General features: G+C 40.5%; 23 protein-coding genes. 8 read left to right on the top strand and 15 right to left on the bottom strand.

The genetic code is table 11. From position 1 onward, the window contains the following. Positions 1-39 precede the first annotated feature (39 nt). Positions 40-855: a nuclear transport factor 2 family protein gene (locus BUA53_RS03335; protein WP_139256325.1), complete on the bottom strand. Its 816-nt coding sequence runs from the start codon at positions 853-855 to the stop codon at positions 40-42. A gap of 96 nt (positions 856-951) precedes the next feature. On the opposite strand from BUA53_RS03335, the gene pafA reads away from it, so the two are divergent. After that, positions 952-2,565: an alkaline phosphatase PafA gene (pafA, locus tag BUA53_RS03330; RefSeq protein WP_072833824.1), complete on the top strand. Its 1,614-nt coding sequence runs from the start codon at positions 952-954 to the stop codon at positions 2,563-2,565. A gap of 39 nt (positions 2,566-2,604) precedes the next feature. Here the strand turns inward: pafA and BUA53_RS03325 are convergent, their stop codons facing one another. From BUA53_RS03325 to BUA53_RS03310, 4 genes are all read right to left on the bottom strand, one after another. Continuing rightward, a complete protein-coding gene (locus BUA53_RS03325) occupies positions 2,605-3,174 on the bottom strand; it encodes a DinB family protein (protein ID WP_084079780.1) in 570 nt (189 codons plus the stop codon). Then, positions 3,140-3,874 (bottom strand): DUF72 domain-containing protein, encoded by a 735-nt coding sequence (locus tag BUA53_RS03320; protein ID WP_072833823.1) that lies wholly within the window; start codon positions 3,872-3,874, stop codon positions 3,140-3,142. The genes BUA53_RS03325 and BUA53_RS03320 overlap by 35 nt, the downstream gene beginning before the upstream one ends. 81 nt (positions 3,875-3,955) lie before the next feature. Further along, complete coding sequence (locus BUA53_RS03315) at positions 3,956-4,303, bottom strand: hypothetical protein (protein ID WP_139256324.1); 348 nt, start codon at positions 4,301-4,303, stop codon at positions 3,956-3,958. Positions 4,304-4,401: 98 nt separating this feature from the next. Beyond that, positions 4,402-4,974: a hypothetical protein gene (locus BUA53_RS03310; RefSeq protein WP_072833821.1), complete on the bottom strand. Its 573-nt coding sequence runs from the start codon at positions 4,972-4,974 to the stop codon at positions 4,402-4,404. 130 nt (positions 4,975-5,104) lie between these two features. Between BUA53_RS03310 and BUA53_RS03305 the strand changes: the two genes are divergently transcribed. Further along, on the top strand, positions 5,105-6,262 hold the full coding sequence (locus tag BUA53_RS03305; protein WP_072833820.1) for a zinc-dependent alcohol dehydrogenase: 1,158 nt from the start codon (positions 5,105-5,107) through the stop codon (positions 6,260-6,262). A 97-nt stretch (positions 6,263-6,359) separates the two neighbouring features. On the opposite strand, the gene BUA53_RS03300 is transcribed toward BUA53_RS03305, so the two are convergent. Continuing rightward, positions 6,360-8,795 carry a transglycosylase domain-containing protein gene (locus tag BUA53_RS03300; protein WP_072833819.1) on the bottom strand — a complete coding sequence of 812 codons (2,436 nt, stop codon included), beginning with the start codon at positions 8,793-8,795 and terminating at the stop codon, positions 6,360-6,362. A gap of 267 nt (positions 8,796-9,062) precedes the next feature. Further along, positions 9,063-12,047 (bottom strand): type IX secretion system periplasmic lipoprotein PorW/SprE, encoded by a 2,985-nt coding sequence (gene porW / locus BUA53_RS03295; RefSeq protein WP_072833818.1) that lies wholly within the window; start codon positions 12,045-12,047, stop codon positions 9,063-9,065. Between the two features lie 532 nt (positions 12,048-12,579). Here porW and BUA53_RS03290 point away from each other — a divergent pair. From BUA53_RS03290 to BUA53_RS03270, 5 genes are all read left to right on the top strand, one after another. After that, on the top strand, positions 12,580-12,975 hold the full coding sequence (locus BUA53_RS03290) for a hypothetical protein (protein WP_072833817.1): 396 nt from the start codon (positions 12,580-12,582) through the stop codon (positions 12,973-12,975). Between the two features lie 27 nt (positions 12,976-13,002). Continuing rightward, entirely contained in the window at positions 13,003-13,419 is a 417-nt protein-coding gene (locus tag BUA53_RS03285; protein WP_072833816.1) for a bactofilin family protein, read from the top strand. Beyond that, positions 13,394-13,639: a hypothetical protein gene (locus tag BUA53_RS03280; protein WP_072833815.1), complete on the top strand. Its 246-nt coding sequence runs from the start codon at positions 13,394-13,396 to the stop codon at positions 13,637-13,639. The genes BUA53_RS03285 and BUA53_RS03280 overlap by 26 nt, the downstream gene beginning before the upstream one ends. Before the next feature lie 64 nt (positions 13,640-13,703). Further along, positions 13,704-14,021 carry a hypothetical protein gene (locus BUA53_RS03275; protein ID WP_139256322.1) on the top strand — a complete coding sequence of 106 codons (318 nt, stop codon included), beginning with the start codon at positions 13,704-13,706 and terminating at the stop codon, positions 14,019-14,021. Beyond that, positions 14,014-14,643, top strand: coding sequence for a SprT-like domain-containing protein (locus BUA53_RS03270; protein ID WP_072833813.1), 630 nt, complete (start codon positions 14,014-14,016; stop codon positions 14,641-14,643). The genes BUA53_RS03275 and BUA53_RS03270 overlap by 8 nt, the downstream gene beginning before the upstream one ends. A gap of 20 nt (positions 14,644-14,663) precedes the next feature. On the opposite strand, the gene BUA53_RS03265 is transcribed toward BUA53_RS03270, so the two are convergent. Then, positions 14,664-15,194 carry a GNAT family N-acetyltransferase gene (locus BUA53_RS03265; RefSeq protein ID WP_072833812.1) on the bottom strand — a complete coding sequence of 177 codons (531 nt, stop codon included), beginning with the start codon at positions 15,192-15,194 and terminating at the stop codon, positions 14,664-14,666. Positions 15,195-15,550: 356 nt separating this feature from the next. Here BUA53_RS03265 and gloA2 point away from each other — a divergent pair, with 356 nt between their 5' ends. Beyond that, positions 15,551-15,943 (top strand): SMU1112c/YaeR family gloxylase I-like metalloprotein, encoded by a 393-nt coding sequence (gene gloA2, locus BUA53_RS03260; protein ID WP_072833811.1) that lies wholly within the window; start codon positions 15,551-15,553, stop codon positions 15,941-15,943. 39 nt (positions 15,944-15,982) lie between these two features. On the opposite strand, the gene BUA53_RS03255 is transcribed toward gloA2, so the two are convergent. The 7 genes from BUA53_RS03255 to BUA53_RS03225 all read right to left on the bottom strand — a co-directional run bounded on the left by BUA53_RS03255 (position 15,983) and on the right by BUA53_RS03225 (position 24,321). Then, positions 15,983-16,483, bottom strand: a complete 501-nt coding sequence (locus tag BUA53_RS03255; RefSeq protein ID WP_072833810.1) for a DinB family protein — start codon at positions 16,481-16,483, stop codon at positions 15,983-15,985. A gap of 66 nt (positions 16,484-16,549) precedes the next feature. Beyond that, the gene (locus BUA53_RS03250; protein ID WP_072833809.1) at positions 16,550-17,239 is read right to left on the bottom strand and encodes a helix-turn-helix transcriptional regulator; all 690 of its coding nucleotides are present in this window, start codon (positions 17,237-17,239) and stop codon (positions 16,550-16,552) included. Positions 17,240-17,421: 182 nt separating this feature from the next. Then, entirely contained in the window at positions 17,422-17,676 is a 255-nt protein-coding gene (locus tag BUA53_RS03245) for a hypothetical protein (RefSeq protein WP_072833808.1), read from the bottom strand. Positions 17,677-17,808: 132 nt separating this feature from the next. After that, positions 17,809-19,026, bottom strand: a complete 1,218-nt coding sequence (sucC, locus tag BUA53_RS03240; protein WP_072833807.1) for an ADP-forming succinate--CoA ligase subunit beta — start codon at positions 19,024-19,026, stop codon at positions 17,809-17,811. A 72-nt stretch (positions 19,027-19,098) separates the two neighbouring features. After that, the gene (locus BUA53_RS03235) at positions 19,099-20,019 is read right to left on the bottom strand and encodes a hypothetical protein (RefSeq protein ID WP_072833806.1); all 921 of its coding nucleotides are present in this window, start codon (positions 20,017-20,019) and stop codon (positions 19,099-19,101) included. Further along, positions 20,019-22,868 (bottom strand): M1 family metallopeptidase, encoded by a 2,850-nt coding sequence (locus BUA53_RS03230; protein ID WP_072833805.1) that lies wholly within the window; start codon positions 22,866-22,868, stop codon positions 20,019-20,021. The genes BUA53_RS03235 and BUA53_RS03230 overlap by 1 nt, the downstream gene beginning before the upstream one ends. 58 nt (positions 22,869-22,926) lie before the next feature. Then, a complete protein-coding gene (locus BUA53_RS03225) occupies positions 22,927-24,321 on the bottom strand; it encodes a sugar transferase (protein ID WP_072833804.1) in 1,395 nt (464 codons plus the stop codon). Between the last annotated feature and the right edge of the window lie 2 nt (positions 24,322-24,323).

The raw sequence follows: 24,323 nt of genomic DNA, 5'->3' as shown, positions 1-24,323 counted from the left end.
ATGCTTAAGTTTTAATGAGGTAAAAGACCTTATATCATCTTAATATCGAACCACATCCATGGCTATTTTCCAACCATGATTTTCTCTACGCCACACACGTAAATAATTTTCTTTCTTATCCTTATACAAACTTATTCCATAAACAAACCCCAGGTCTCCGCTGTTAGAAATGCCTGAATGGTCGACCTGGAATTTAATTTCAGCAGGAGTTTCGCTAATGCTATTGGCCAGTTCCTCTGCCCGGGTCGCTGGTAAATGCCTGTTCCTGTTCAAAACCGTTTTTTTTGAAAGGTATTGTTTATATGCCTTTATCTTATCATTGTTGAATTGCCAGATAAAAGCTTTCTCCGCTTTTAAAAGGGAGCTTAAATCAATAGGGGCGTATGTTTTCAGATTTACATTTATTTCTTCAACCTCCTTTATATCAGCGATGGGGGTTTCATTAATACCAAGATCTACTATAAATTTCCAGTTTCCTTTTTTGTCAAGTTGCCAGACCGTAGCATATTGTCCTCTCGCAACTACACTATCTGTTATTGTTTTGGGCTGAAAGGTCCATGGACCTGTAGTATATCCCAGGTTGCCAGATGCTGATATTTCTGCAAATTGGGGATGCCAGTTTAAAATTCCCTTCCGCACTTCTTTTTTATTCCATGCTTCTATTCCATTCACAGGATTGCCGTTTTCAAACACTACTCCCGCACTGTCAAGATATTTTAAAAATGCTGCTTTGGTATTATGAGATACTGAATAGGCAGCAAAATCCTTTTCTGCCTGGATAAGGCTCACTATATTATTTTGAGAAGTGACCCGGAGGCTACTAAAAGTAAAAAGTAGAAGTACAAATCTTTTCATATAAAATTATCCTGCTAAAGGTATTCACTTAATAATAATGCATCAATTTTCCCGGAGGTCATTCAACAACTAAATTTGCCACTTAAATAATTTTTGATGAGGAAAATTGCGGTTTTATTGTTGGCAGTCCTTTCTATTGCAGGGCAGGGACAATCATTGAACAGACCAAAACTAGTGGTTGGCCTTGTTGTGGATCAGATGCGTTGGGATTATTTATACCGTTACTATGATAGGTATGGTGATGGAGGATTCAAAAGATTGCTTTCAGAAGGATTTAGTTGTGAGAATACTTTTATTCCTTACCTGCCTGCACATACTGCAGCTGGTCATTCTTGTATTTATACGGGTAGTGTACCTGCTTTAAACGGTATCATGGGTAATTACTGGTATGACAAGTCACAGAAGAAAATAGTGTATTGTACCGATGATACAACAGTAAGTACCGTGGGTAGCAGTTCTACTGCTGGTGAGATGTCGCCGGCAAATTTGTGGGCTAATACCATAACTGACCAATTGAGGCTGGCGACCAATTTTAAAACAAAAACAATATCAATTGCTTTAAAAGACAGGGCATCTATTTTGCCAGGTGGACACCTTTCCAATGCCTCCTATTGGTTTGATAACGCAAGTGGCGGATGGATCAGCAGCAGCTATTATATGAAAGATCTGCCAACATGGGTCAAAGCATTCAATGCTAAAAAAACTCCTGATGTCTATCTGAAACAGAACTGGAATACCTTATATCCAATTGCGTCCTATGATCAAAGTACCACTGATAGTAATCGATATGAAAATAAATTAGGGACTGAAGATATTACCTTCCCTCACAAAACAGCGACAATAGTTGCTAACCGTTATGAATCTTTCCGAACCACTCCTTTTGGTAATACATATACCCTCGACATGGCCCGTGAAGCCATAAAGGCAGAACAGTTAGGTAAAAGGGGAGTCACAGATTTCCTGGCTCTAAGCCTATCTTCTACTGATTATATAGGACACAGCTTTGGACCTAATTCAATTGAAGTGGAAGATACTTATCTAAGGTTGGACAAGGATCTTTCCACCTTCTTTAAATACCTGGACGCGACAATTGGTAAAGGACAATACCTTTTATTTCTCACATCAGATCATGGTGTAGCCCATAACCCCACTTTCCTGTACGATAATAAAATTAATGTAGCTGGTTTGGAAGAAGCAGCATTAAGAGTTTCTTTGAATGACAGCTTGCAAAATCATTTTAAAGTCAAGAATATAATTGCCAGGTATATTAATTACCAATATTATTTAAATGATACCGTATTGGCAAAAAACAGTATCGATAAAAAAGAAGTTAAGAGGTATATCATAGATTTCCTTGAAAGAAATCCTTCTGTAGATTTCGCCATAGATATGTCCAATATTAATCTTTCATCAATTCCTGGAAATTTAAAGACGGTTTTGAATAATAGTTATAATCCCAGCTTAAGTGGAGATATAATAATCATATTCAAGCCTGCCGGTGTTGATAGCTGGAGGGTAGGGGCATCACATGGATTATGGAATCCTTATGACACGCATATACCCCTCGTATGGTTCGGTTGGAAAATAAAGCATGGCAACTCTAACCGGGAGGTGTACATGACAGATATTGCACCTACACTTGCTGCGATGCTTCATATTCAGATGCCAGATGCTTCCATTGGGAAAGTGATCACAGAAGTGGTACAATAAATCACTTCACGATCATTATATCATTGTTACCCGAAAAGCCTATCCTACAGGTTTTCTTAACAGGGTAGAGATCGCACTGATATGGTGGTCATCATGTTCAGCTACAAAATACAGGGCATCAATAAACCTCATAGGTATATTCAACCTTGGATGTACTGATGTACGGGATAATAAGGCGGTATCCGCATTATAAACAGACTCCAGCATTCCCTGTCTTTTTAAAGTGAATTGGGATAGCAATTGCTCCAGAGTTTTTTCATTGTGACGCGCCTCTTTGGTTCCTGGATTGTTAATGTCGGCAGGTGTTAAAATAGCTTTATTCGACATGAAGTCTTCAAGTCTTTTCTTCCACAATCCTTCCAGGTCACTGAGATGTCCTGTGTGTTCTTTTACCGACCAACCTTTATCATTAATACTGCATAGGTCCTCGTCTGCATTCAATAGCAGGCTATGTAACCTGAAGATGCTTCCTTCCAGCCTGCTAAAAATAACGGGGAACAGACCTAAAGGAAAATCAAAATTAAAAGTCCTTTCTATCCATGGAGTTTGCGCTATCATTCCATTAAGGTAAAGATTATTCTCCTGCCAGTTTTTTAAACTGCCGGGCATTATGCAGGGCTGCTGTTGATGCCGTATTATTGAAATAAATAAATGCTTCTGTTACAGTGGTATTGCTGCTTAGTTGTTGGTAGATCTTCTCAATAAAGGATGCTTCATATTCTGAATAAAACAGCCTTGGCACTCCGTGAAAGCGATAATAGGCTAAGGGCCTGTTTATGATGGCATCATCGTAAATGATCTTGGGAAAGCTTACCCCGCAAAAACTTACCTGATGTTCAGTTAAGATATCCATAACGTCTTTTCTCCACCAGCTTTCATTTCTGAATTCAATCACATTATTAAAACCAGGGTTTAACTGTTTCAGTATACGTTCCAGGCCTTCTTCAGAATATTTAAATTGTGGGGGAAGTTGTGTCAGCACGCAACCCAGTTTGTTGCCCAATCCTTCTTTTAACAAACAATAGAAATCATCCATCATTCTTTCGGTATCGATAAACTTTTTATAATGCGTGATTGACCTTGGCACTTTAGACGAAAAGCTGAAACCATCAGGTGATTTTTCATTCCATACCTGCAATGATTTTAGTGTGGGAAAACGATAAAAGGTAACATTGAGTTCAAGTGTATTAAAATGTTGCGTATAATGATTGAACCATTTACTTTGGGCTAATCCCGCCGGATAAAATTCTTCCTTCCATTCTTTATAATGAAATCCGGAGCATCCAATATGCCATTTTATACTTCCCATGCTGTTATTCAGGTAATGAATCTGTAAATAATTTGATCCCTTTTATTAACGAAGTGCAATGATTGTTAATAATGACCGAATTCATTTTGTGATCAGTATTTCAATCTTACGGTTACCTATTCCTTTTCTCCTGTGGTATAAAAAAGAAAATATTTTATCAGATGAGTCCAGGAATATGGTGCCCCCATGTGATTTTATCTCTAAGGATTCCAATCTTTCTGTTATGGCATATAAACTGTCCTTTGGCCAGGAGCCCATGCCAAAGGACATTTTTATATCATTATAAGGTTTATTGCTTTTTAAGTGGAAGGCAACTGTTTTTGAATTGCTCAGAAAGAATGGGCTTAAATACAGGCTATCCAGATCTTTTAATTTCCAGGTAACATCTACATCACCTCCTGACCTGTTCTTGATATTAATCTTTCGCATAGGGCTGCAATATGCCGCTAAGAAGCAAAAGATAAATAATACATATTTGCCGTTATTCATAAAGCACAGTATATAGCATTATTGATCCCTGGGCTTTCTTAATCATTACCCCGCTTTGGATCAGAATAAGGATCTTCTTCCTGTCCTTCATGCCTGTCGCCACCAAGGCTGTAATAATTGTTTTCTTCATCCTCTTCTCCAATGCTTTCATTCTCATCATCAAGGTCGCTTCCGGGAACATCAAGGTCAGCCAGGTCTTCATTGGAAATATTCTGTGGTACCCCAATTTCGGCATCGGTCGCATTAAGAACTGCCAATTCATCATCTGTAACGTCTGCTTCATTACCCATTTTAATCCCGAGGTCATCATTACCAGAGCCAGGCTGAGGTTGCATAGCGTTTTCTGACCTTTGTCTATCGGAATCATTTGAAAACCTTTGACTAACACCTGTTGTATTACGGTTTGCGGGAATATTTTCTACATCCATATCTACGCGATGCGTATCTGTACGCTGATCCATAATATCCTCTTTGGCTGGATAATGAGGGTATCCTGGAAAATCCTGGTCAATCTTTTCGTCATTGGAGTCGGCTACCTCTTTTTTGCTATCAATTGCTTTGGATGGATCATTTTCTGGTATCCTGTTACTGTTATCTTTTCTGGTATTCATAATAGCTTTTTACATACTACTGAAAATGTTGTGCCGACTCTGCTATTCACCAGTCAATTTAACCTTCACATGGCGTGATTTTTACTGCACTGGATTTTATTATTTGCTTGTCTAATTTAAAAAATAGCATATGAAAGCAGCGGTGTTTCACAAGATTGGAGATATTAGTGTTGACAATGTGCCGGATCCGGGGATTGAAGCTCCGGATGACATTATACTTAAAGTAACGTCAACGGCCATATGTGGTTCAGATCTTCACATATATGATGGGTTTTTCCCTCAACTGCGTGACCAGGTTTTGGGTCATGAATTCATGGGTATTGTGGAAGAGGTTGGACCAGCAGTTAAAAAGGTTAAAAAGGGCGATAGAGTAGTGGTTCCTTTTCCAATCGCATGTGGCCAATGTTTTTTCTGTGCACATGATTTACCCGGGCATTGTGAACAAACCAATCCTGATCATTATGGGCCTGAAGGCGATATGATGAAAGGCAAAGGTGGTGGTATGTTTGGTTATACCGATCTGTATGGTGGCTACAGTGGGGGACAGGCGGAATATGTACGGGTACCAAAGGCTAATTATGGTCCTAAGATCATACCAGATGGGTTGAGCGATGACCAGGTGTTATTCCTGACAGATATCTTCCCTACGGGATGGACTGCTGTTGACTGGGGAGAAGTGAAAGGCGGGGAAACAGTCGTCATTTTCGGTAGCGGGCCTGTTGGTCTTATGGCGCAAAAAGCGGCCTGGCTTCGTGGCGCAAAAAGAGTGATAGCAGTTGATCCTTTAGACTACCGGCTTAATAAAGCGAAGGAGGTCAATAAGGTGGAAACACTCAATGCGCACGATGAACATTTAATGGAAAAGCTCAGGGAAATGACAAATGGCAGGGGCCCGGACGTAGCCATAGATGCAGTAGGAACAGAAGCCGAACGTTCTTTTCTTGAAAAGGCAAAAGCTGTGTGGAATGCTGAGAAAGGAACAATGAAAGTTATTGACTGGTGCACGCAGGCAGTGCGCAGAGGCGGTATTGTTTCAGTTGTGGGTGTATATGGAAGTCCATATGATAACTTTCCTATTCACCGCATATTTGATAAAGGGCTCATTATGAAATTTGGACAAGCACCTGTTCAAAAATATATAGACCATTTGTTTGAAATTGTAAGAGATGGCAAAGTAGTGCTGGATGATATTATCACACACAAGATTCCTCTTTCAGATGCTACCAGGGGATATGACATGTTCAAGAACAAGGTAGATGATTGCGTAAAAGTTGTTCTTAAACCATAAATTAATAATTTGTTTTTTTGCCTAACGGGCTAAGGAAATGAAATGCATTATAAAACAAAAAGCCTCCATAAAGAGGCTTTTTGTTTTCGATATAGTATCAATAATCATTTGGCTTGTTCTCATCCTTGTTTTTATCCTTACCTCCAAACAGGCGTTTGAAAAAGCCTTTCTTCTCGGGCTTCTGATCGGTTTGATTCATTTCGCCAATCTTTGTATTCTTCTTTGTTGTGTCCTTCTTTGGATTGGTGTTCTTTTGAATAGGTGCGTTTTCATCAATGGGCGCCTGCGACTCAGCCGGGATATTATGAGAGGTATCCAGTGTATATTCATCCGCGTTAGTACCTGTATTGTCATCTGAAGGAACCGTTTCATCAATGATTCTCATCATATCCGCATTGTTGATCTCATTTTGCAGGTCTGCAGGCTTCACAAATTCTGCATTTCTGTCTATAGCAAGTGTCTTATCATTATACACTTTCTTGAAAAAAGATTGCCAGATAGGTCGTGCTGCTGTACCTCCAAAAAATGCTGCACTTTCAATACTGATAAAACGGTCATCACTTCCCACCCAAACACCTGCTAACAGTTGTGGCGAATAACCCATGAACCAGAAGTCAGCATTACCATTGGTGGTACCGGTTTTACCTCCCATTTCCTTTGCACCCAATGCCTGCATTAGCCCGGCTGCTGTTCCCTTGGTCACTGGCCCTTCCATCATCTTACACATATTGTATGCCGTTACTTCGCTCACTGCTTCTTTACGGTTCATACCAGGATCAAACCGCTTGATCACATTACCATTCCTGTCTTCGATACGTGAGATAAAGCTTGGCTTTGTAGAGAAGCCATGTCCAGGGAAAATAGAGTAACCCCACATCATTTCAAATAAGGAAAGATCACAAGATCCCAGCGCTATAGAAGGGTAGGGTTCTATCTTGGTAGGAATATTCAGGCGTTCTATAAAATTGGCGAATTGTGCAGGCCCAACCTGTTTCATTATATAGGCCGTGGCACAATTTCGCGACCAGGCTAAAGCTGAAGCCATGGTCATTGTACGCCCCGTACACGATTTGCCGGTGGCTGGAACCAATTGATCCTTACCGAAAGTCTGCTGCACATCTTCTACCATGGTTTCAGGTGTAAAACCTCTTTCTTCCATGGCCTGGCAATACAACAAGGGTTTGATAGCAGACCCTACCTGCCGTTTGGTCTTTAAATTGGCATGGTCAAATTTATAGGTCTTAAAGTCAATACCACCTACCCAGGCCCTTACTTCGCCAGTAACAGGATCATTTACCATAAAGGCTGTTTGCATCATTTGCCTGTGATATTTGATAGAATCCATAGGTGTCATCACCGTATCTGTTTCCCTGTTTTTATTCCAGGCGAAAACCTTCATTTCCGTTTTTACTGAAAATGTCTTTTTTATCTCTTCATCTGTCAGTCCATCATCTTTCAGGTTTCTCCACCGGTCACTGTTCCGCATAGCACGATCCAGCACATCCTGGTGATCCTTCCATACACTTCCCGATTTGATACTTCTTTGATTGTTTAAAGCTTTTTGAAGTACAGGCATTTGTTGTGCTACTGCTTCTTCAGCATATTGCTGCATCTTGGGGTTGATAGTAGTATAGATCTTTAGTCCGTCATCGTACACATTATATGGATCACCACTGGCGTTTGTCAAACCTTCTAATATATCTTCCAGCTCGTCCTTTAATACTTCCCTGAAGTAAGGAGCATAACCCGAATTTTCATCCAGCTTTTTATAGTTAAGTGGAATGGGCATCACCTTATACCTTGCTGCTTCGGCCGGAGTGATGTATCCATTTTTTTCCATCTGGCCTATCACTACATTTTTTCGGTCAAATGCCGCCTTCATGTGTACCCTTGGGTTATACAAATAATTTCCTTTTAGCATACCCACAAGCACGGCAGCTTCCACAGGATTTAAACGGTCAGGTTCCTTCTGAAAAAAAGTGCGCGCCGCGTATCTTATTCCATAAATATTGTCTCCGTAAGGCACGGCATTTAAATAAAGTGCTAATATCTCTTCCTTGGTGAAGTTTCTTTCAAGCCTGATGGCAACTATATATTCCTTAAACTTTTCTATTACCCTCCATGCCCTGTTCTTACTTCCCTGGGCTAATAATGCTTTTGCTAATTGCTGGGTAATGGTAGAACCTCCGCCTTCCTTACCTAACAGGAACACAGCCCTTAAAGTAGATTTTACATCTATGCCCGAGTGGCTGTAAAAACGCTCATCTTCTGTAGCTACCAGGGCATTGATAACATGTTTTGAAATATCCCTGTAATCAGAGTTGCTTCTGTTACCTCTTTCCCTGTAATATTTACCCATCAAAGTTCCATCAGATGCATACACCTCTGATGATTGTAAAATGCTTGGATTTTCGAGTTCCTTTAAGGAAGGAAGCTTACCAAACACGCCTACCATACATAGAAAAACAAAAAATACAAAAACGCCAACGCAGGAGAGAACAATGGTCCAAAAGATTCGTACGCTTTTTTTCATGAGATATATTTAAGGGATTTTGAAAACAGGAGAGTAGAATCCAATACTTCTTCTGTTTCCTTGTCCAGGGTTCCGGCAAGATAAGAGAGAAAATGCTTATTTAGCATAATCATCCCTTTATCTTCTTTTAAACCTTCAAAACTAAAAAATAGGGTGTAATGCAAGGTTAAAGTTTGCCAGCTACAATTAACTAAACAATAAAATCAGGAACCAGGGTTATCGTGTTTCAGAACACCTGGGTTACATATACCTTATATATTTTTTCACCTATAATTTACCGGGCAAGTTTTGCTCCAAAAATTTCTTGTATTGGTTTAAGTCCTTAAGGTTTTGTAATACTTCCAGGTTGTAAGAAGTTATGATGCTAAATGAATATTTCTCAGGCTTCAGCCAGGGCACAATTTCATTTGGAGCCAGTTTACGTGCCTTTTGAACATATTCAATAGCCTTCTGCGCATTATCAAATGACCCTATCAACATCAGCTTGTGAACTGAATCAAGGTCCACCACATTAACCGGAAGATCCTGGTTGTAATAATTTTCTTTATTATACCTGGAAAATGCATTTTTGGCTTCACCACTGAAAATGCCATCTACTTTTTCCAAAACTATAACTGCATAATGACCAAAAGCAGGTTCGAACTGGTATACAGTGTTCACTTTTTTCTGTACAACAATAGGTTTTTGAGCCAGTGTATCCACTGGTCGTTGGGGTACAGCTTTTACTAAAGGCTGGTCTTGTTTTTTAGCAAGCACAGTGTCTCTTTGTGCCATCTGGTATTTGGGTTCCTCGGGCTTGATCACGGGCTGCAAAACAACTTTAGCAGTATCCTCTGCCGGGCGCTGAATATTCAGGCGATTCAATTCATCTTCAATCTGCTGTCGCCGGCTTAGCACGTTAAGAAGGTTCTTTGCTTTTGCGCCAAGGGGTGTATTTCCATTTTGAGCTATCAGGGTGTTCAAAACGCTTTTGGCTGTGCTGTCATCCCTTTGGCGTATGTGGTAAACGGCCTCTATGTAAAGTAGCTGTGGTTGCCAGTAATTGGTTTGATATATGCTATCAGCTCTTTTCTTTGCAGCTTCAGCTTCGTCAAACTTCCCTTCTAAAAACAGGTCATATATAGCTTCGTAATCCCTGGTTGATTGTGGAGATACTCCTTGTTTTGCAGCAGGATCCTTTCCTGAAGTTACAATAGAGGTAAACCTTGATCCCGCAAACTTCCCGGAAAGCAGGTTTTTCACTTCACTGGCTTTTCCTGTATTGCCTGTTTTTGAATAGGCATAATATAAACCAAATAAAACTTCATCCATTTTCGCATAGGAGGCATCAAGGCTGCGCAATCTTTCAAACGCTTCTATAGCCGAAGCATAATCTTCCATTTCATTCAGGTACACATTACCCAGGTTAAAAAGCGAATTCTTGATGGAGTCGTTGGAAAACTGAACTGCTTCTGGTGTTAACGGAACATTTTTTATCAAAGTTTCGTAACTCGGGGTATTGTCAACAGGAGTTGTTGGCGCAGCCTGGGGCGCATTGGGCGTGGCGCCTGCCGGAACCTTGGCCAGTAGCTGATTTGAAACCTGAGAAAACCTTCGCCAGTTATCGGTATTAGGCCTGTTACCCCATACTTGTTTAAACTGTGCAGCACCACCTGTTCTTAAGCCATTATTATAGAAATACCACTCTCCCTTGGTCTCAGTATTGAAAAGATCTACTGGAGGAGCATTCGGAGAAATGACAGGCAGATTACCACTTGCATATGCCCCTGAGTTCTCTTCAGCCAGGCCCTGTTGCTTTCGAAGTTTCTTGGCAAGTTTGGTTATGAGTTCTTTACGTTCATTTTCGGGCATCAAAGCTATCCGTTGCAGGCTGTCCTGCCGGGAAACAACAGCCATATCTGCTACCACTTTGGCAAGTGATGGCTTGCGGGATTCAACTCTTTTTACTTCTTCCTCTTTGAGCTCATTTGTGCGGACACTATCATAAAAAGATGCTGCGGTTTTGTAATTTTTCTGATTATATGCCAGGTCCGCAATCATTAAGAAAGCATTGCTGCGCGATGCCAGGTTGCCATTATTATATTTTGATGCTTTTAAAAGTAGTTCCTGGGCAGCAGCAAAATTTCCCCGGTCTATCTCCATCTGGGCGGCCATGTAATAGATGATGTCCCGGTAATCAGCAAACCGGTCTCTTTTAGCCATCTTCAGCAACTCAGCAATATTTTGGTCAATATAGTTTTCGCCGCCCTCCTTATTTATGCGTACCAGGTTCAGCCGGGCATACACATCCATTATTGGATCTGTGCCATGGCCTATTGATTTACTATACCAGTTGCGGGCCTCCTCTATATTTCCTTTCTTTTCAAATAATTGCGCAGCAAGGTATTCCCATCTTGCCTTCTCCTGTTTATTCTGCGCCACATCAAGTGCTTGTAAAAGATGAACTGCAGCACTATCCCATATGCCGTTTTTGTAAAACCAGAATGCCTGGACTTCTTCCAGTTCATCATGCAGGCGTTCGGGGAATCCGGGGTCATTTTTCAGGGTGGCAATAAGTGTTCCGGCCAGGTCCAGGTTATCATTTGCTATCAAGGTCCTTACCTGCCATAGTAAAGCATCATTACGGCTGGGTGAGGTGGAAAATACTTTTTTTACAAGGCTATTATCTTCTTTGGTTGAGATACTTAGGGCGTTATTGCCATCCATGCGGCTGCCAATATATTTATAATAGCCATCCTTTTCCTTTTCTGCAAACGCATAATTGATGAACTGAAACATGAGGGAGGCAGAATCGAATTTCTTCTGGAAATAATAGGCTGCGCCCCAAAGCAGGTACATATTGTCTGCCCAGTCGCTGCGCAGGTCATGCATGACCAGGCCAGTCTGGGATTTATATATTACGGAATCCAGCTCCTGCTGGTCGCCAGCTGTAGCATCAAGGCTATAATTATAGAAAGGTAATAGCTGAGCATAATCGTCCCTGTGGCTTGCTTTAGCTCTTTCTATAACCTCGTTAAGCTTATTATTGGCGTTGAAATAGTAATTGTAATGCGTAGTAAGGTTTTGGAAAAATCGCTTGGTAGGCTTGATCTTTTTATCAGTAGGGGTCTTTTCAGCTTTCAAAACCCGTTCCTCGTAAGGCTTTGGCTTTTTTACCTCCAGGTTAAAGCCCATTTGTGCTGATAATGTCCCAAAAGCAGCACTTCCAAGCAATCCAATAAGGCCTAATAACAATGGACGGGTAATACTCATTTTCGGTCGCAAACTAAACTGTTATAAACTGAAATTCAAAGATTTTAGTATAAATACGAAGTATTTATTTTGGTTTTTAACCTGGTTTCCAGACTCTGTCTACAAGCAATATCTGCATTTTTTTGCTCCATTTACCAATTCTTCTAAGAAAAAGCCAGGCTATCAAGGCTTGTTCCAGCTTATTTCAAACTACTACCAAACTGCATCGTATCCTACCGTTATCACATACATAAACCATAGATGTCCCGGGGATATCCCGACTCTATAAGAGTCGGCTTATCGTCGGCTTATCCTCGGGATATCCTCGGGATATCTATGGTTTATCTCTTCATTTCCATGACTTTTGGTTACTTCAAAACAGGAATCCTGAAGTTTAAAACTGGATAGTTAATATGGGGGTTCCAGTTGTAACGGCGGGGTATGAATAAATTAATATTTTAATGTGAATAATTGAAAGCTCATTTTGGTCATAGTAATGGTTGATTATTGGGTGACAGGGTTTTCTCTATCTTTAGCGCCATAACAGATTTCTATGGCAAAACTAGATGCCGGTTCCACCTTGCAGCGATTACAGAACCGCTACCGGCTTGTGGTCATGAATGATGACACGTATGAGGAGGTGGTTACCTTTCGGCTTTCCCGTATGAGTGTTTATATCATGCTGAGTACCATATTTGTGCTTTTGACAGGCCTCACTGTGGCACTGATCGTCTTTACCCCCCTCAAATATTATATTCCCGGATATGGAAATGCAGGCATAGGCAGGGAGTACCGCCAGCTTAAATATGTTACAGATTCACTGGAAAAGCAGGTCAATTACCAGGTGCAGTATATTGACGGGTTAAAAAAAGTGTTAGGGGGAAATGCTGATTTAAAGCTCGATACCACACAATTCCAGGTTCCGAAGGAGGAAATCTCAAATGATTGATTATTTTTAATCCATAAACCAATTCCTATGTTCAACAAAGAAAAAACCAATGGCATCTCCGACAAGATCGGCAACAGTGCCACACTGATCAGTGAAGGCACTAATTTGCAGGGCGATGTAAAAAGTGAGAACGACCTGCGTATAGATGGTACCATTCACGGAAACGTGATCTCCTCAGCCAAGGTAGTTATAGGCCCTACAGGATACGTAGAAGGCAATATTCATGGCAAGCAGGCAGATATTACCGGTAAGGTCAATGGCAATATCACGGTAATGGAAGTATTGCAACTTCGTGGTGAAAGTAATGTGCAGGGAAATATCCATGCTGCCACCCTGCAAATTGATCCAACAGCAATATTTAATGGTCAATGCCAGATGGGTGCAGTGCCGGCAAGCGTGGTAGTAATGAGTACAGTTGATGAACAAACAGCAGAAGCAAAATAGGCCAAATTCAGACCTGATGCGATATGCCGGGTGGGGTACACAATTATTTGTGTCGCTGGGGCTGGCTGTATTTATTGGAATGAAAATAGATCAATGGGCCAGGTTTTCCATGCCACTCCTGGTATGGTTACTGCCCTTTTTTATATTGGTGGTCATGATCTATCAATTGGTAAAGGATACTTCAAAAAAGAAAACAGATAATGGCCAAGAGGAACTTTAAGTCGTTTTTCCCAATAGCTATATTTTTTATTGCCTTGAATGTTTTTTTTATTTCAGGGAGGAGTATGTTAGCCAGGTGGGGAATGGAGCAGGACGTGCTCATTATAGGAAACCTGATACTTTTACTGATCACACTTGTTTCTTTTTTCCTGGCACAGAAAGGATTGAAAAATCCTAATCCGCATGTCTTTGTCCGTTCTGTTTATTCAGGCATGATGATTAAACTATTTCTTTGTGTAATTGTGGTATTTATTTATGTATCTCTTTACAAGACAACCTATAATAAACCTGCCTTGTTTACCTGCATGGCCCTGTACCTGGTATATAGTTTTATGGAAGTATCAATCCTAATGAAATTGTTGAGGAAGAGTCCTCATGAGTAAAAAAGAAGCCCCCATTTCAACACTACAGGAATATCTTCCACCCAATACCCTGGAAGAAGTACTGGCTTATCTTCAGTTTTATCATGTGCATCTAACTGTTGCGCGTGACCGCAAAAGCATTCTCGGCGATTACCGTCACCGCACACATGCCAGCAATCACCGGATCAGTGTAAATGGTAATTTGAATAAATATGCCTTCCTGATCACGTTGCTGCATGAGCTGGCGCATTTACTTACTTTCGAAAAGTATGGCAATAAAGTAGCCTCACATGGCCGGGAATGGAAGGCTATTTTTGGGCAGTTGCTGGCGCGCTTCATAGAGCATAAAGTGTTTCCTGATGATATCAGGCATGCCCTTATGCAATCTTTACACAATCCTGCTGCCTCCAGTTGTGCAGATGAATTGCTATTACGCACCCTTAAAAATTATGATGATAAAAAGGGTCACCTGGTCTTTGTAGAGGATGTGAATATTGGCATGTTGTTTAAAACCCCGGATGGAAGAGTGTTCAAAAAAGGAGAGAAAATAAGGAAACGTTTCAGATGTGAAGAAGTGGCTACAAAAAGGATCTATTTATTCAGCCCGGTTTACGAATGCCTTCCTTTACAACAACAACAATAATCCCTTGTCCATCTTTCAGTTTATGTTGATGCTTCATGCTTGTTCAGGTCAAGCGTCATGAAAAGATCACAACCAAAATGCCCGGTATTGCCAAGGGCTGAATCAATATATTTAAAGCCAAGCTTCTCATATGCTTTCAGTGCTAATTTTAATTCGGGCATTGTTTCCAGGTATACTTGTGTATAACCATAAGCCTTAGCAAAATCCAGGGATCTTTCAATTAGCAATCTTCCTAATCCCAATCCCCTTACTTTCTTCAACAGGTACATTTTAACCAATTCGCAGGTGCCCCCAGGCAAACCCGGTGAAGGGAAAATGCCACCGCCACCAACAAGTTCATTATTGTATTCTGCCACATAATAAATAGATCCTGGTGTTTTTTCAAATAGCTGGTAGAGCGAATCCGTGGTATTATCGTAGTATACAGTGCCGGGTTTGTTAGCCCCGAATTCTTTCAATGTAGAACGAATTATGGAGGCGAGTTCCCTGTTGTCACGTTCCTCTATTTTCCTGATGTTGATCTCTTTTGGTAAACCATTTGAAATTTCCATGGCGCAATTTAATAACTGGCTGGAGAAATAAGGGATAATAACTAGGTGTAATTAAAATTAATTAGTAGGCTATTGAATTAGGCATCTATGATGATGGTATAGAGAAAAATAGGAGTGATATTTAATCATCTGAGAAAAACCAACTAAAATCCAGGTATCCATTAAAAACCATTTGATTCAAACCTTTGAAAAGCCACAGGCGTCTGTCCCTTTGAAGCAAGTCACTACCACCGCCTGAATTTTTTGATCCCCTGCGGAAGAAGCAGGGGATTATTATTTGGTGTAATTTATAGGCAAACAGCTTGCACTTCTACTGCTTTTGAGTATTCGATCTACATTTGATACAAAGGATGAAAATGGAAGGATTGAAGGGAATACACCATATTGCTATTATTTGCAGCAATTACCTGCGTTCTAAAGCATTTTATACCCAGGTGTTGGGCTTTTCTGTGAAACAGGAAGTTTACAGGAAGGAAAGAAACTCTTACAAATTAGACCTGTGCCTGGATGGTAATTATATCATTGAATTATTTTCTTTTCCTCATCCCTTGCCACGACCCTCCTCGCCGGAAGCGGCAGGTTTACGCCACCTTGCTTTCCGGGTAGAAAATATTGAAAAAGCTGTGGAATATCTTGTCAACAAGAGCATCACTGTGGAGCCTATACGAATTGATGAATATACAGGCCGGCGATTTTGTTTCTTCAGGGATCCTGATGATCTGCCATTGGAATTATATGAAGAAGCATGATATATTAAAATAACCCGGCAGTGCCGGGTTACTGGAAGTTTAGGCAAATTCAGCATCATCGGCACTTGGTCCATAACTGCCGGGAATGGGAATATTAAGCATTCTCAGGTAGACGCCTAATTGCGCCCTGTGATGAATGACCTGGCTGAAAACTCCTCTCAGTACTTCCAGTTTTGGGTCTGAAGAAAATATTTTTTCTCCACTACGCATTGTCCAGGTATCGTTTAGCTGTTCATCTTTTGCACTTAACAAAGCTGCTTTTCCAGCTTCCATTGATTGAGTGAAATAGTTTATCAGGTCCTGGTGGTTATTGATAGTTGGACGTTTGTAATCATTATTGGCAAAGTCCATTTCAGATGTATTCAATACCATTGGTATCCATCCGGGAATTTCTGCAATATGGGTGGCAAGTTCAAGTACGCTCATGCTTTTCTGATGCGGCTTCCAGCTAAACTGATCATCTGGTACCCGGTCAAGCATTTTTCGTGTAGTAATGGCCTCTGTTTCCAATTCTTTTAAAAAGTTTTGAGTGAACGTCATATGTATATGTTTAGAAGAGCAAAATAAATGGGTGCCACTGTCAACCCTATGGCAGTCTGAAAACTATTAATATTTTACCGGTAATAGTTTCATGTAATCGTTGAGGTGCATGTGTTCAGGTACAGTGAAAGGTAAGTTTGATTGATGCACTGATAAGATGCGTGAAACCTTAAAGTCGCGGTACTCCATACGTTTATGACACCATCCTATCAGGTGCCAGTTGAAAGCATAAAATACGAGGCCGATCGGTTCCACTTTTCTTGTGCTTACCTTTTCTTCCAGGCTTTTATATTCTAACTCAATGATCCTTTTCGCAGTAATAGCATTTTGTAATACCGATAAATATTCCAGGTGCAGATCATAACAGGAGGGTTTTTGAATGCGGATGGCATTGGATAGCATGTCAAGGCTATCTTTTTGGTTGGAACGTAAAACTGCTTTTACCTTATTTAATGCGGTGGAATAATGCTTTTGGATAGAATGATCCGCAAATCCATATACCAATGCTTCAGTTAACAATAGGGCATTGGCTTCTTCATTGGTAAAAGATACAGGTGGCAGAAAATAACCCTGTACCAGGAAGTAGCCTTTTGAATTCTCAAAACTAACGGGTATGCCTAATTCTGATAATGCCTTAATATCCCTGTAAACCGTTCTTATGCTAATATCGAATTTGACCGCGATCCTTTCTGCGGGTACATATTTTTTGGTTTGCAAAAATGTGACAATTCCTAACAACCTGTCAATGCGATTCATGACATTGATTTATAAAATTATCGGGCTGCACCATTCATTATTGGGTAATGCAAATCTATTGCAGCATGGCAAATAATAGAAGGGTAGGTAGGAATTCCCTGTTAGTAACAAGGAAATCTTATTCTTCCTGATCAAACAGAAGCTTTACAAAGAAGGGCCAATATAAATGATAATTCCTCTTTTTAGATAGAATTAACAGGAAGGTTTTCCTGGATGGCAGCAGCCAGTTTTTGTTCTATTTCCATTGCCCATTCTGGTGCAGGTAGAATTACTTTCCAGTTGGCGGCTTCGTCCTTTTTCATTTCAAAAGAAAATGGCTCAGAGAGAAAGTTATTAGCAGTTACAAAATACTTTTCAGCTAAGGGGCTATGTATCCTGGTAAATGTAAATTGATAACGAATGTTATCCACTATCATAGGAATATTGAATTCGGACATAATCAAAACTATAGCTTATTTCTTCAGTTAAAATATATTTTATATTATAATAACTTAAGTTTATTGTTTATAGGATAAAACAGAAAAGGCTACAGGTATACCCGTAGCCTTTTACATTGTAAAATGTATTATTTAAGCTGCAGCAACAGCTTTGTTTACTAATTGTGCTGCTTCGCTTAACAAAATAGCTGATTGAACCTTAAGGCCACTTTCATCTATCAGTTTCTTAGCCTCTTCAGCATTGGTACCCTGCAAGCGAACAATAATTGGTATTTCAATGTTGCCCATATTTTTATAGGCATCTATCACCCCCTGCGCTACCCGGTCGCAACGTACAATACCACCAAATATATTGATCAGGATAGCTTTTACTTTAGGGTCCTTCATGATGATACGAAATCCTGCTTCTACTGTTTGAGCGTTGGCAGTGCCACCAACGTCAAGGAAGTTAGCTGGTTCTCCACCACTCAACTTGATCATATCCATAGTTGCCATAGCCAGGCCGGCGCCATTAACCATGCAACCTACATTCCCGTCCAGTTTTACAAAATTCAGGTTATGCTTACCTGCTTCTACTTCAGTAGGATCTTCCTCGGCCACATCACGCATCGCAGCAAGGTCCGGGTGGCGCATCAGTGCATTGTCATCAAGGTTCATTTTACAATCCACAGCAACGATCTTGTCATCGGAAGCTTTGAAAAGTGGATTGATCTCGAGCATGGAAGCATCAAGACCCAGGTAGGCTTTATATAAATTAGTAACAAACTTTACCATGTTCTTAAAAGCATCCCCTTTTAACCCCAGGTTAAAAGCGATCTTACGTGCCTGGTATCCCTGCAGCAAGCCGGCCGGGTATACCCACTCCTTGAAGATCTTTTCAGGGGTTTTGTGGGCCACTTCCTCTATATCCATTCCACCTTCGGTGCTGTACATGATCACATTTTCACCTTTTGACCTGTCCAGTAAAATAGAAAGGTAGAATTCCTTGCGCTCACTGGGGCCATCATAATACATGTCCTGTGCTATCAATACCTTATTAACCACTTTTCCTGCTTCGCCGGTCTGGATGGTAACAAGCGTTCCGCCCAGAATCTTTTGCGATACTTCACAAACTTCATCAACCGACTTAACAACTTTTACACCATTGATGCCTGTTTCACGAACTTTTCCTTTACCGCGGCCACCTGCGTGTATCTGTGCTTTAACCACAGCAAAGTTGCTTCCGTATTGGGTTTTTATCTGGCGATAGGCTTCTTCCGCGTCATGGGGGGTGCTGACTGCAATACCCTCCTGTACCGGAACGCCATATTTTTTCAGTAGTTCTTTTGCCTGGTACTCATGCAAATTCATGTATCAAAATTTTGCCGCAAAGATAGACAGGAGATGAATAGGTATGTTAGGGATTTTTAAGCAGGTGAAGCATTATTCTTTAAGCCATCTTATATACCATGGAAGACGGTTCAACCTGATAGTGGCATATCTTTCCTGCGTACCGCCAAAGCTGCTATAAAAAAAGGCCAGGTTGCGCAGGTCGCTGCCCTCAAAATCAAGGATCTCCTGCCTGCCTGCATGATCTTTTATAAAAGCATCTATCAATAAATGAGAGGCTCCCATTGTTCTGCCGTTAGGATGATTGCCTACCAGGATGTAATACCACCTATTGTTGGAAAATAGAAGTGCGCAGGAAGCAAGCAATTGGTTTGTGGTAGAATAGATACCATAAGTTATGGCCTTTTTCCCCTTTGCTAATTGACCATAGATATAGGCAAAGTTTGTGTAATCCTGTACAGTCGTTTCATTTTGTTGGGGTTGTTCACTGGCAAGGCTGACGACCTCATTAATATCAATACCACTTTTTACTATGCAACCATAACCCAATGCTTTTTTAATATTTCGCCTGGTAGTTTCCCTGTATTTATTATTTAATTCTGTGTATGGTTTATCCAGGTAGAGAATGTAATTGGTTCTTTGATTCAATTGATACTCCTCCAGAGTATAATTATTTGCATGATTGAGCGGCATATCCCAGTACCTGAATTTCGCCGGTATGGCAAGAAAAGATTGTTGAAGCAGGTCTGAAGTAATATCATTTCCAAATAGGCCTAACTGCGCAACAAAGGCAGGCTGGTACAGGTAATCTATTCCCATTTTTTTACGCCATGGCAATGGCATCACCAATTCATAATCGCCTATTACAATGGCATCCCAATTATCCGCCATCCTGTCCAGGTACCAGGAATAAGCGTAGATCAATCCATTTCCAGCGGTAAGGATGCTGTGGTCCCATTTCTCTTTATTGATGTTTTCATGGGGAACATATTGTATCAGCATTTGTTCCTTCATTAGAATTCCACTTCGCGGTTAAGTGCTTTAATGTCCCTATTAAAAAGATCAATACTGAATGAAACGTTCTTCCAGAAAGAGGTTTCAGGCTTATGAGATTTGAAGTAATCTCCATAGGTCTTGCTGTACAACAATGGTATATAAATATTCAATGTTTCGGCCAGCAAAGGAATTTGGATGCCTGCATCGAACAGAAACCTGCTATCACCTGTATTGGTCTTCCATGGTTCTGCATAAGTGCCTACATCAAGAAAAAGACGTAAAGGGATCTTCACTGGTAATACTGAAAGGGGATTGATATTATCCGGGACTGTGGTTGTGAAATTTAAAGCTGTCAACCAGTCGTCAGTTTTGCCGGTTTTATCTGCTAACAGATCCGTTCTTACTTTAAATCCTCCATCCCTGATCATTATCTGCTGGCTTTCCAGACCTTCAAAACGATTGCGGCCAATGAAATAATCTGAATAGGTATAATCCTCGTAGCCCTTTGCCCCGCTCATATTCAGGTGATACCTGTCGTTGGCAAATTGTTTAGCTATGGTTTTTCCATTCAGGTATAAAAACTTACCTGCAAAGAAGCGAACATTCAAGCCGCCTTTTTTGGGGTAATTGAAAAAATAATTGGCAGTGATTGATGGGCGGATGAAGTCAGTTGACTGTTCAACCAGTAGGCTTGCATTGAAAGGATAAAGTGCCCTGGAATTCTCATAAACAAACTTCAATTGGTTCAGGTACCGGTCTTTGGAATTAGTTGAATACCTGGTGACCAATGTTGTATCCGTTCCCGATATGATGCTGTCATTGGTGAAATGAATAGATTCCTCGTTTATAAAAAAGGTTTTCCATTGTATGTACTTGTTGATTGTACTTCGCGGATCATTTTCCCTGAAGGTTAGTTTAATGCCGGGAGTGATCTTTCGGAATTGCATCCTGATCTTTTCTCCTGCTGTACCTGTGAATTCATCCATTGAAAATCGGGAGCTATTTACAAATACATCTGATTTACGAATGATCCCGTTGGAAGTAATAGTATAATTGAGTTTGCCCAGCCAATTGAATTGTTTGGACCCTGTTCCATACAAGGGTATGGCCAGCAATTGGAATTTTGATGGTGGTAATTTGTAATTAGTAATAATGGCACCTATCATAAACTTATCGTAGCTGTTAATGCCTATGGCAGGTGAAAGGATCAGTGCATTGCGGGTTGGATTGAGCAGGTAATTCCTGACTGAATGTTTTATTACAGGAGAGATGATTGTTGAACCATTAAGTTCATGGTTTGGCAGGATGCCTTTTTTAGATAATAAAGGAAACAATTCATTGGCCACCTGTGGTGACGTTTGCTCTATCTCTTCCCGGAAGTCAGTAGGCTGGGGATGCCTGAATTGCCAATCCTTAAAATAACGCTGCATGGCATTTCTAAAAGCTTCCTTTCCAAGTTTTTCTTCCAGGTAGGCCATCCACTCAGCTGTTTTATGATAGGCCACAAGACCGTAATTACTTTCGCTGAACTGTTGGGAAGTTGTTTCTATTGGCTGATCTGTATGTCTGAGGGCCTTCGTTTGAAAGAAAAGTTCTTCTTCCTGGCTGGATCTTCCATATTTGCCTTCCGTGTATTTCTTTTCATAAAAAGAGTTGAGGCCCTCGTCCATCCACGGATGGTCTCTTTCATTACTGGCTAGAATGCCGTAAAACCAGTTATGTCCTATTTCATGTGCAATGGTTACATCCAGTTCTTTGGCAGAAGGCATGGGAGAAATGATGGTAATGGTTGGATATTCCATTCCTCCCCCGAAACTTTGTGGGCCCTGCACCACGCTTACAATATCATAAGGATATTCTCCAACCTCACTGGAATAAAAACGTATCGCATCTTTTGCATAAGAAGTTGATGCATTCCATGTTTCTTTTTCTTCCCTTGTATAGTAAGTAAATACCTGGATTTGCCTTCCTGAAGGCAACAGGCAGGAATCGTGATTAACAATAAACTTCTTGTTGGCAAACCATGCAAAATCATGCACTTTGTTTTGCAGGTATTGAAGTGTTTTTGTTTGGGCTTGTTGGGCGGTGGCCTGTACAGGATTGTTGCTAATAGTTTTTGATCCTGGCTTCCTGGTTTGTTTTACTTTGGTATGGGTCCTGGGGGCTGGGAACGTACCTGATGTATCATTCCTTGTAGCCATCCATTTTAGTTCTTCCTCGTTTTGCAAATTGCCTGTAGCTGCCACAACGTAATCGGCAGGTACTGTGATGCGAACATCAAAGCTGCCAAATTCGCTGTAAAACTCTCCCTGGTCAAGGTAGGGCATAGGGTGCCATCCATTTTGATCGTACACTGCAGGTTTTGGGTACCATTGTGATACCTGGAATGATTGGCCATCATATCCTCCCCTTGAAAAATTAAAAGGCAACTTTACATGAAATGGGGTGCTAATGATTACTTCCTGTCCCGGGGCAAGTGGTTTTGGCAATAGTAATTTAATAATGTCTATATATTCCGGGTGGTCCACTGTTCGGGCCGGTATACCGTTCACTTTAAAATCCAGCCTGTTTATATATCCTTTTTGTTCCTTATCAGAAAAATAGAATTTTGTATTTCCATTGACTAGTAACTGGTCACTAAATGCTGTTTTATCGTTTTTATAAGCATTTGGCCAGAGATGAAACCAGATGAATGATAGTGTATCAGGAGAGTTATTGGTGTAGGTTATCTTTTCATAGGCATCCAATGTTTTTTCCTTGTCATTAAGCGTTACATCTATAACGTATGAAACCTTTTGTTGCCAATATTGAGCGATGCCATTATGGAAAAAGCAGCATGCAGCCAGGATGAGAAATAGTTTTTGCAAGGAAATATGTTTGATCAAAAATAGAATTCAATTTTGCAAATCTGAAATGCAGCAGGAATTACTTGCCTTTTCCTAATAATATGATCCTCATGGAATGCAGTAAAATCTTAAAGTCAAGTAAAAGGGAAATGTTCTCTATATAAACCAGGTCGAATTTGCTTCTTTCCATAATTCCTTCTATGTTTTCTGCGTACCCATATTGTACCATGCCCCATGAAGTGAGACCAGGTTTCACTTTTAAAAGGTACTTGTAATAGGGGAACTGCGCGACCACTTGTTCAATGTAATATTTCCTTTCAGGACGAGGTCCCACGAGTGACATGTCTCCACGCAAAATATTCCAAAGCTGGGGCAATTCATCCAGCCTCCATTTGCGCATTGTCCTTCCCCATTTGGTGATCCTGGGATCACCATCTGATGATAATTGAGGTCCGTCTTTTTCAGCATTTTCATACATCGACCGGAACTTAAACATTTTAAAAGGCTTGCCTTTAAATCCTATTCGTTCCTGTATAAAAATGATTGCACCAGCCGATGAAAGGCGCACTTTAATGGCAATGTACACAAGTAAAGGAGAAAGCAACAGCAAGAACAAAAATGATAATACTACATCTATCACCCTTTTAATATGCAATTGCCATTCAGGCATAAGACCTGTGTGCAGATCAATTAAAACAGGCCCCAGGATATTACTGGTTCTGACTGAACCAGCAAGAATATCCAGTGTATTTGCCTGGATCTTAATAGAAACATCTTTTTCAGATAACCTGTTAATAATGGCTGCAATAAGCGGCTGTTCATTCTTATCTATGGCTATGATAACCAGGCTGATTTCTTGCTCATCAATAATTTGTTCCAGATATTCTAAATCGCCAAGCTTTTCGATAACAGATGAAAACCCTACTGCCTCTCCGGAAGCAATATATCCCTGCACATAGTACCCCTCTCTTTCTAAATTCTTTTCAGACTCAGCAAATACTTTCTCTGCATTTAGTGGGTGCCCCACAATTATCGCTTTGAACCGTACCGCTTTTGAGTCCAGTTGTATTTTGGCGTAGGTTAAAATGATCAGCCGGCCAATAAGCGTAAGGGAGAAATGAATAAAGAATAAAGCAGCAAAGGCTTTATAATAATATGTATAATTATTATGTACATCATCCAAAATGAAAAGGAAGAACAATAGAATGCATCCCAAAAAACTACAAACAAAGGTCCTTAAGGTTTCTGTGAGCCTTGATTTTTTATAAAGGGAGTGGTAACTGCCCACAAGCGCATATAGAATAAGCCATCCGGCAGGGATAAAAAATACGCCTAACCAGAAAGTGTAATCGGTTTCATACACTTCCTGCAGTAAACTCTTTCGTAAGAAAAAAAATCCGGCCCAGGCAAGAAAACCCATGGCATAATCTGACAAGGCGTACCAGGAAGGGTGGATGATTCTGTGATTGCCCATTT

Origin of the sequence: Flavisolibacter ginsengisoli DSM 18119, from assembly GCF_900129295.1 — a bacterium.
Classification (GTDB): Bacteria; Bacteroidota; Bacteroidia; order Chitinophagales; family Chitinophagaceae; genus Flavisolibacter; species Flavisolibacter ginsengisoli.
The sequence above is the reverse complement of the archived record's forward strand: the minus strand, read 5'-3'. Positions and strand labels throughout refer to the sequence as shown.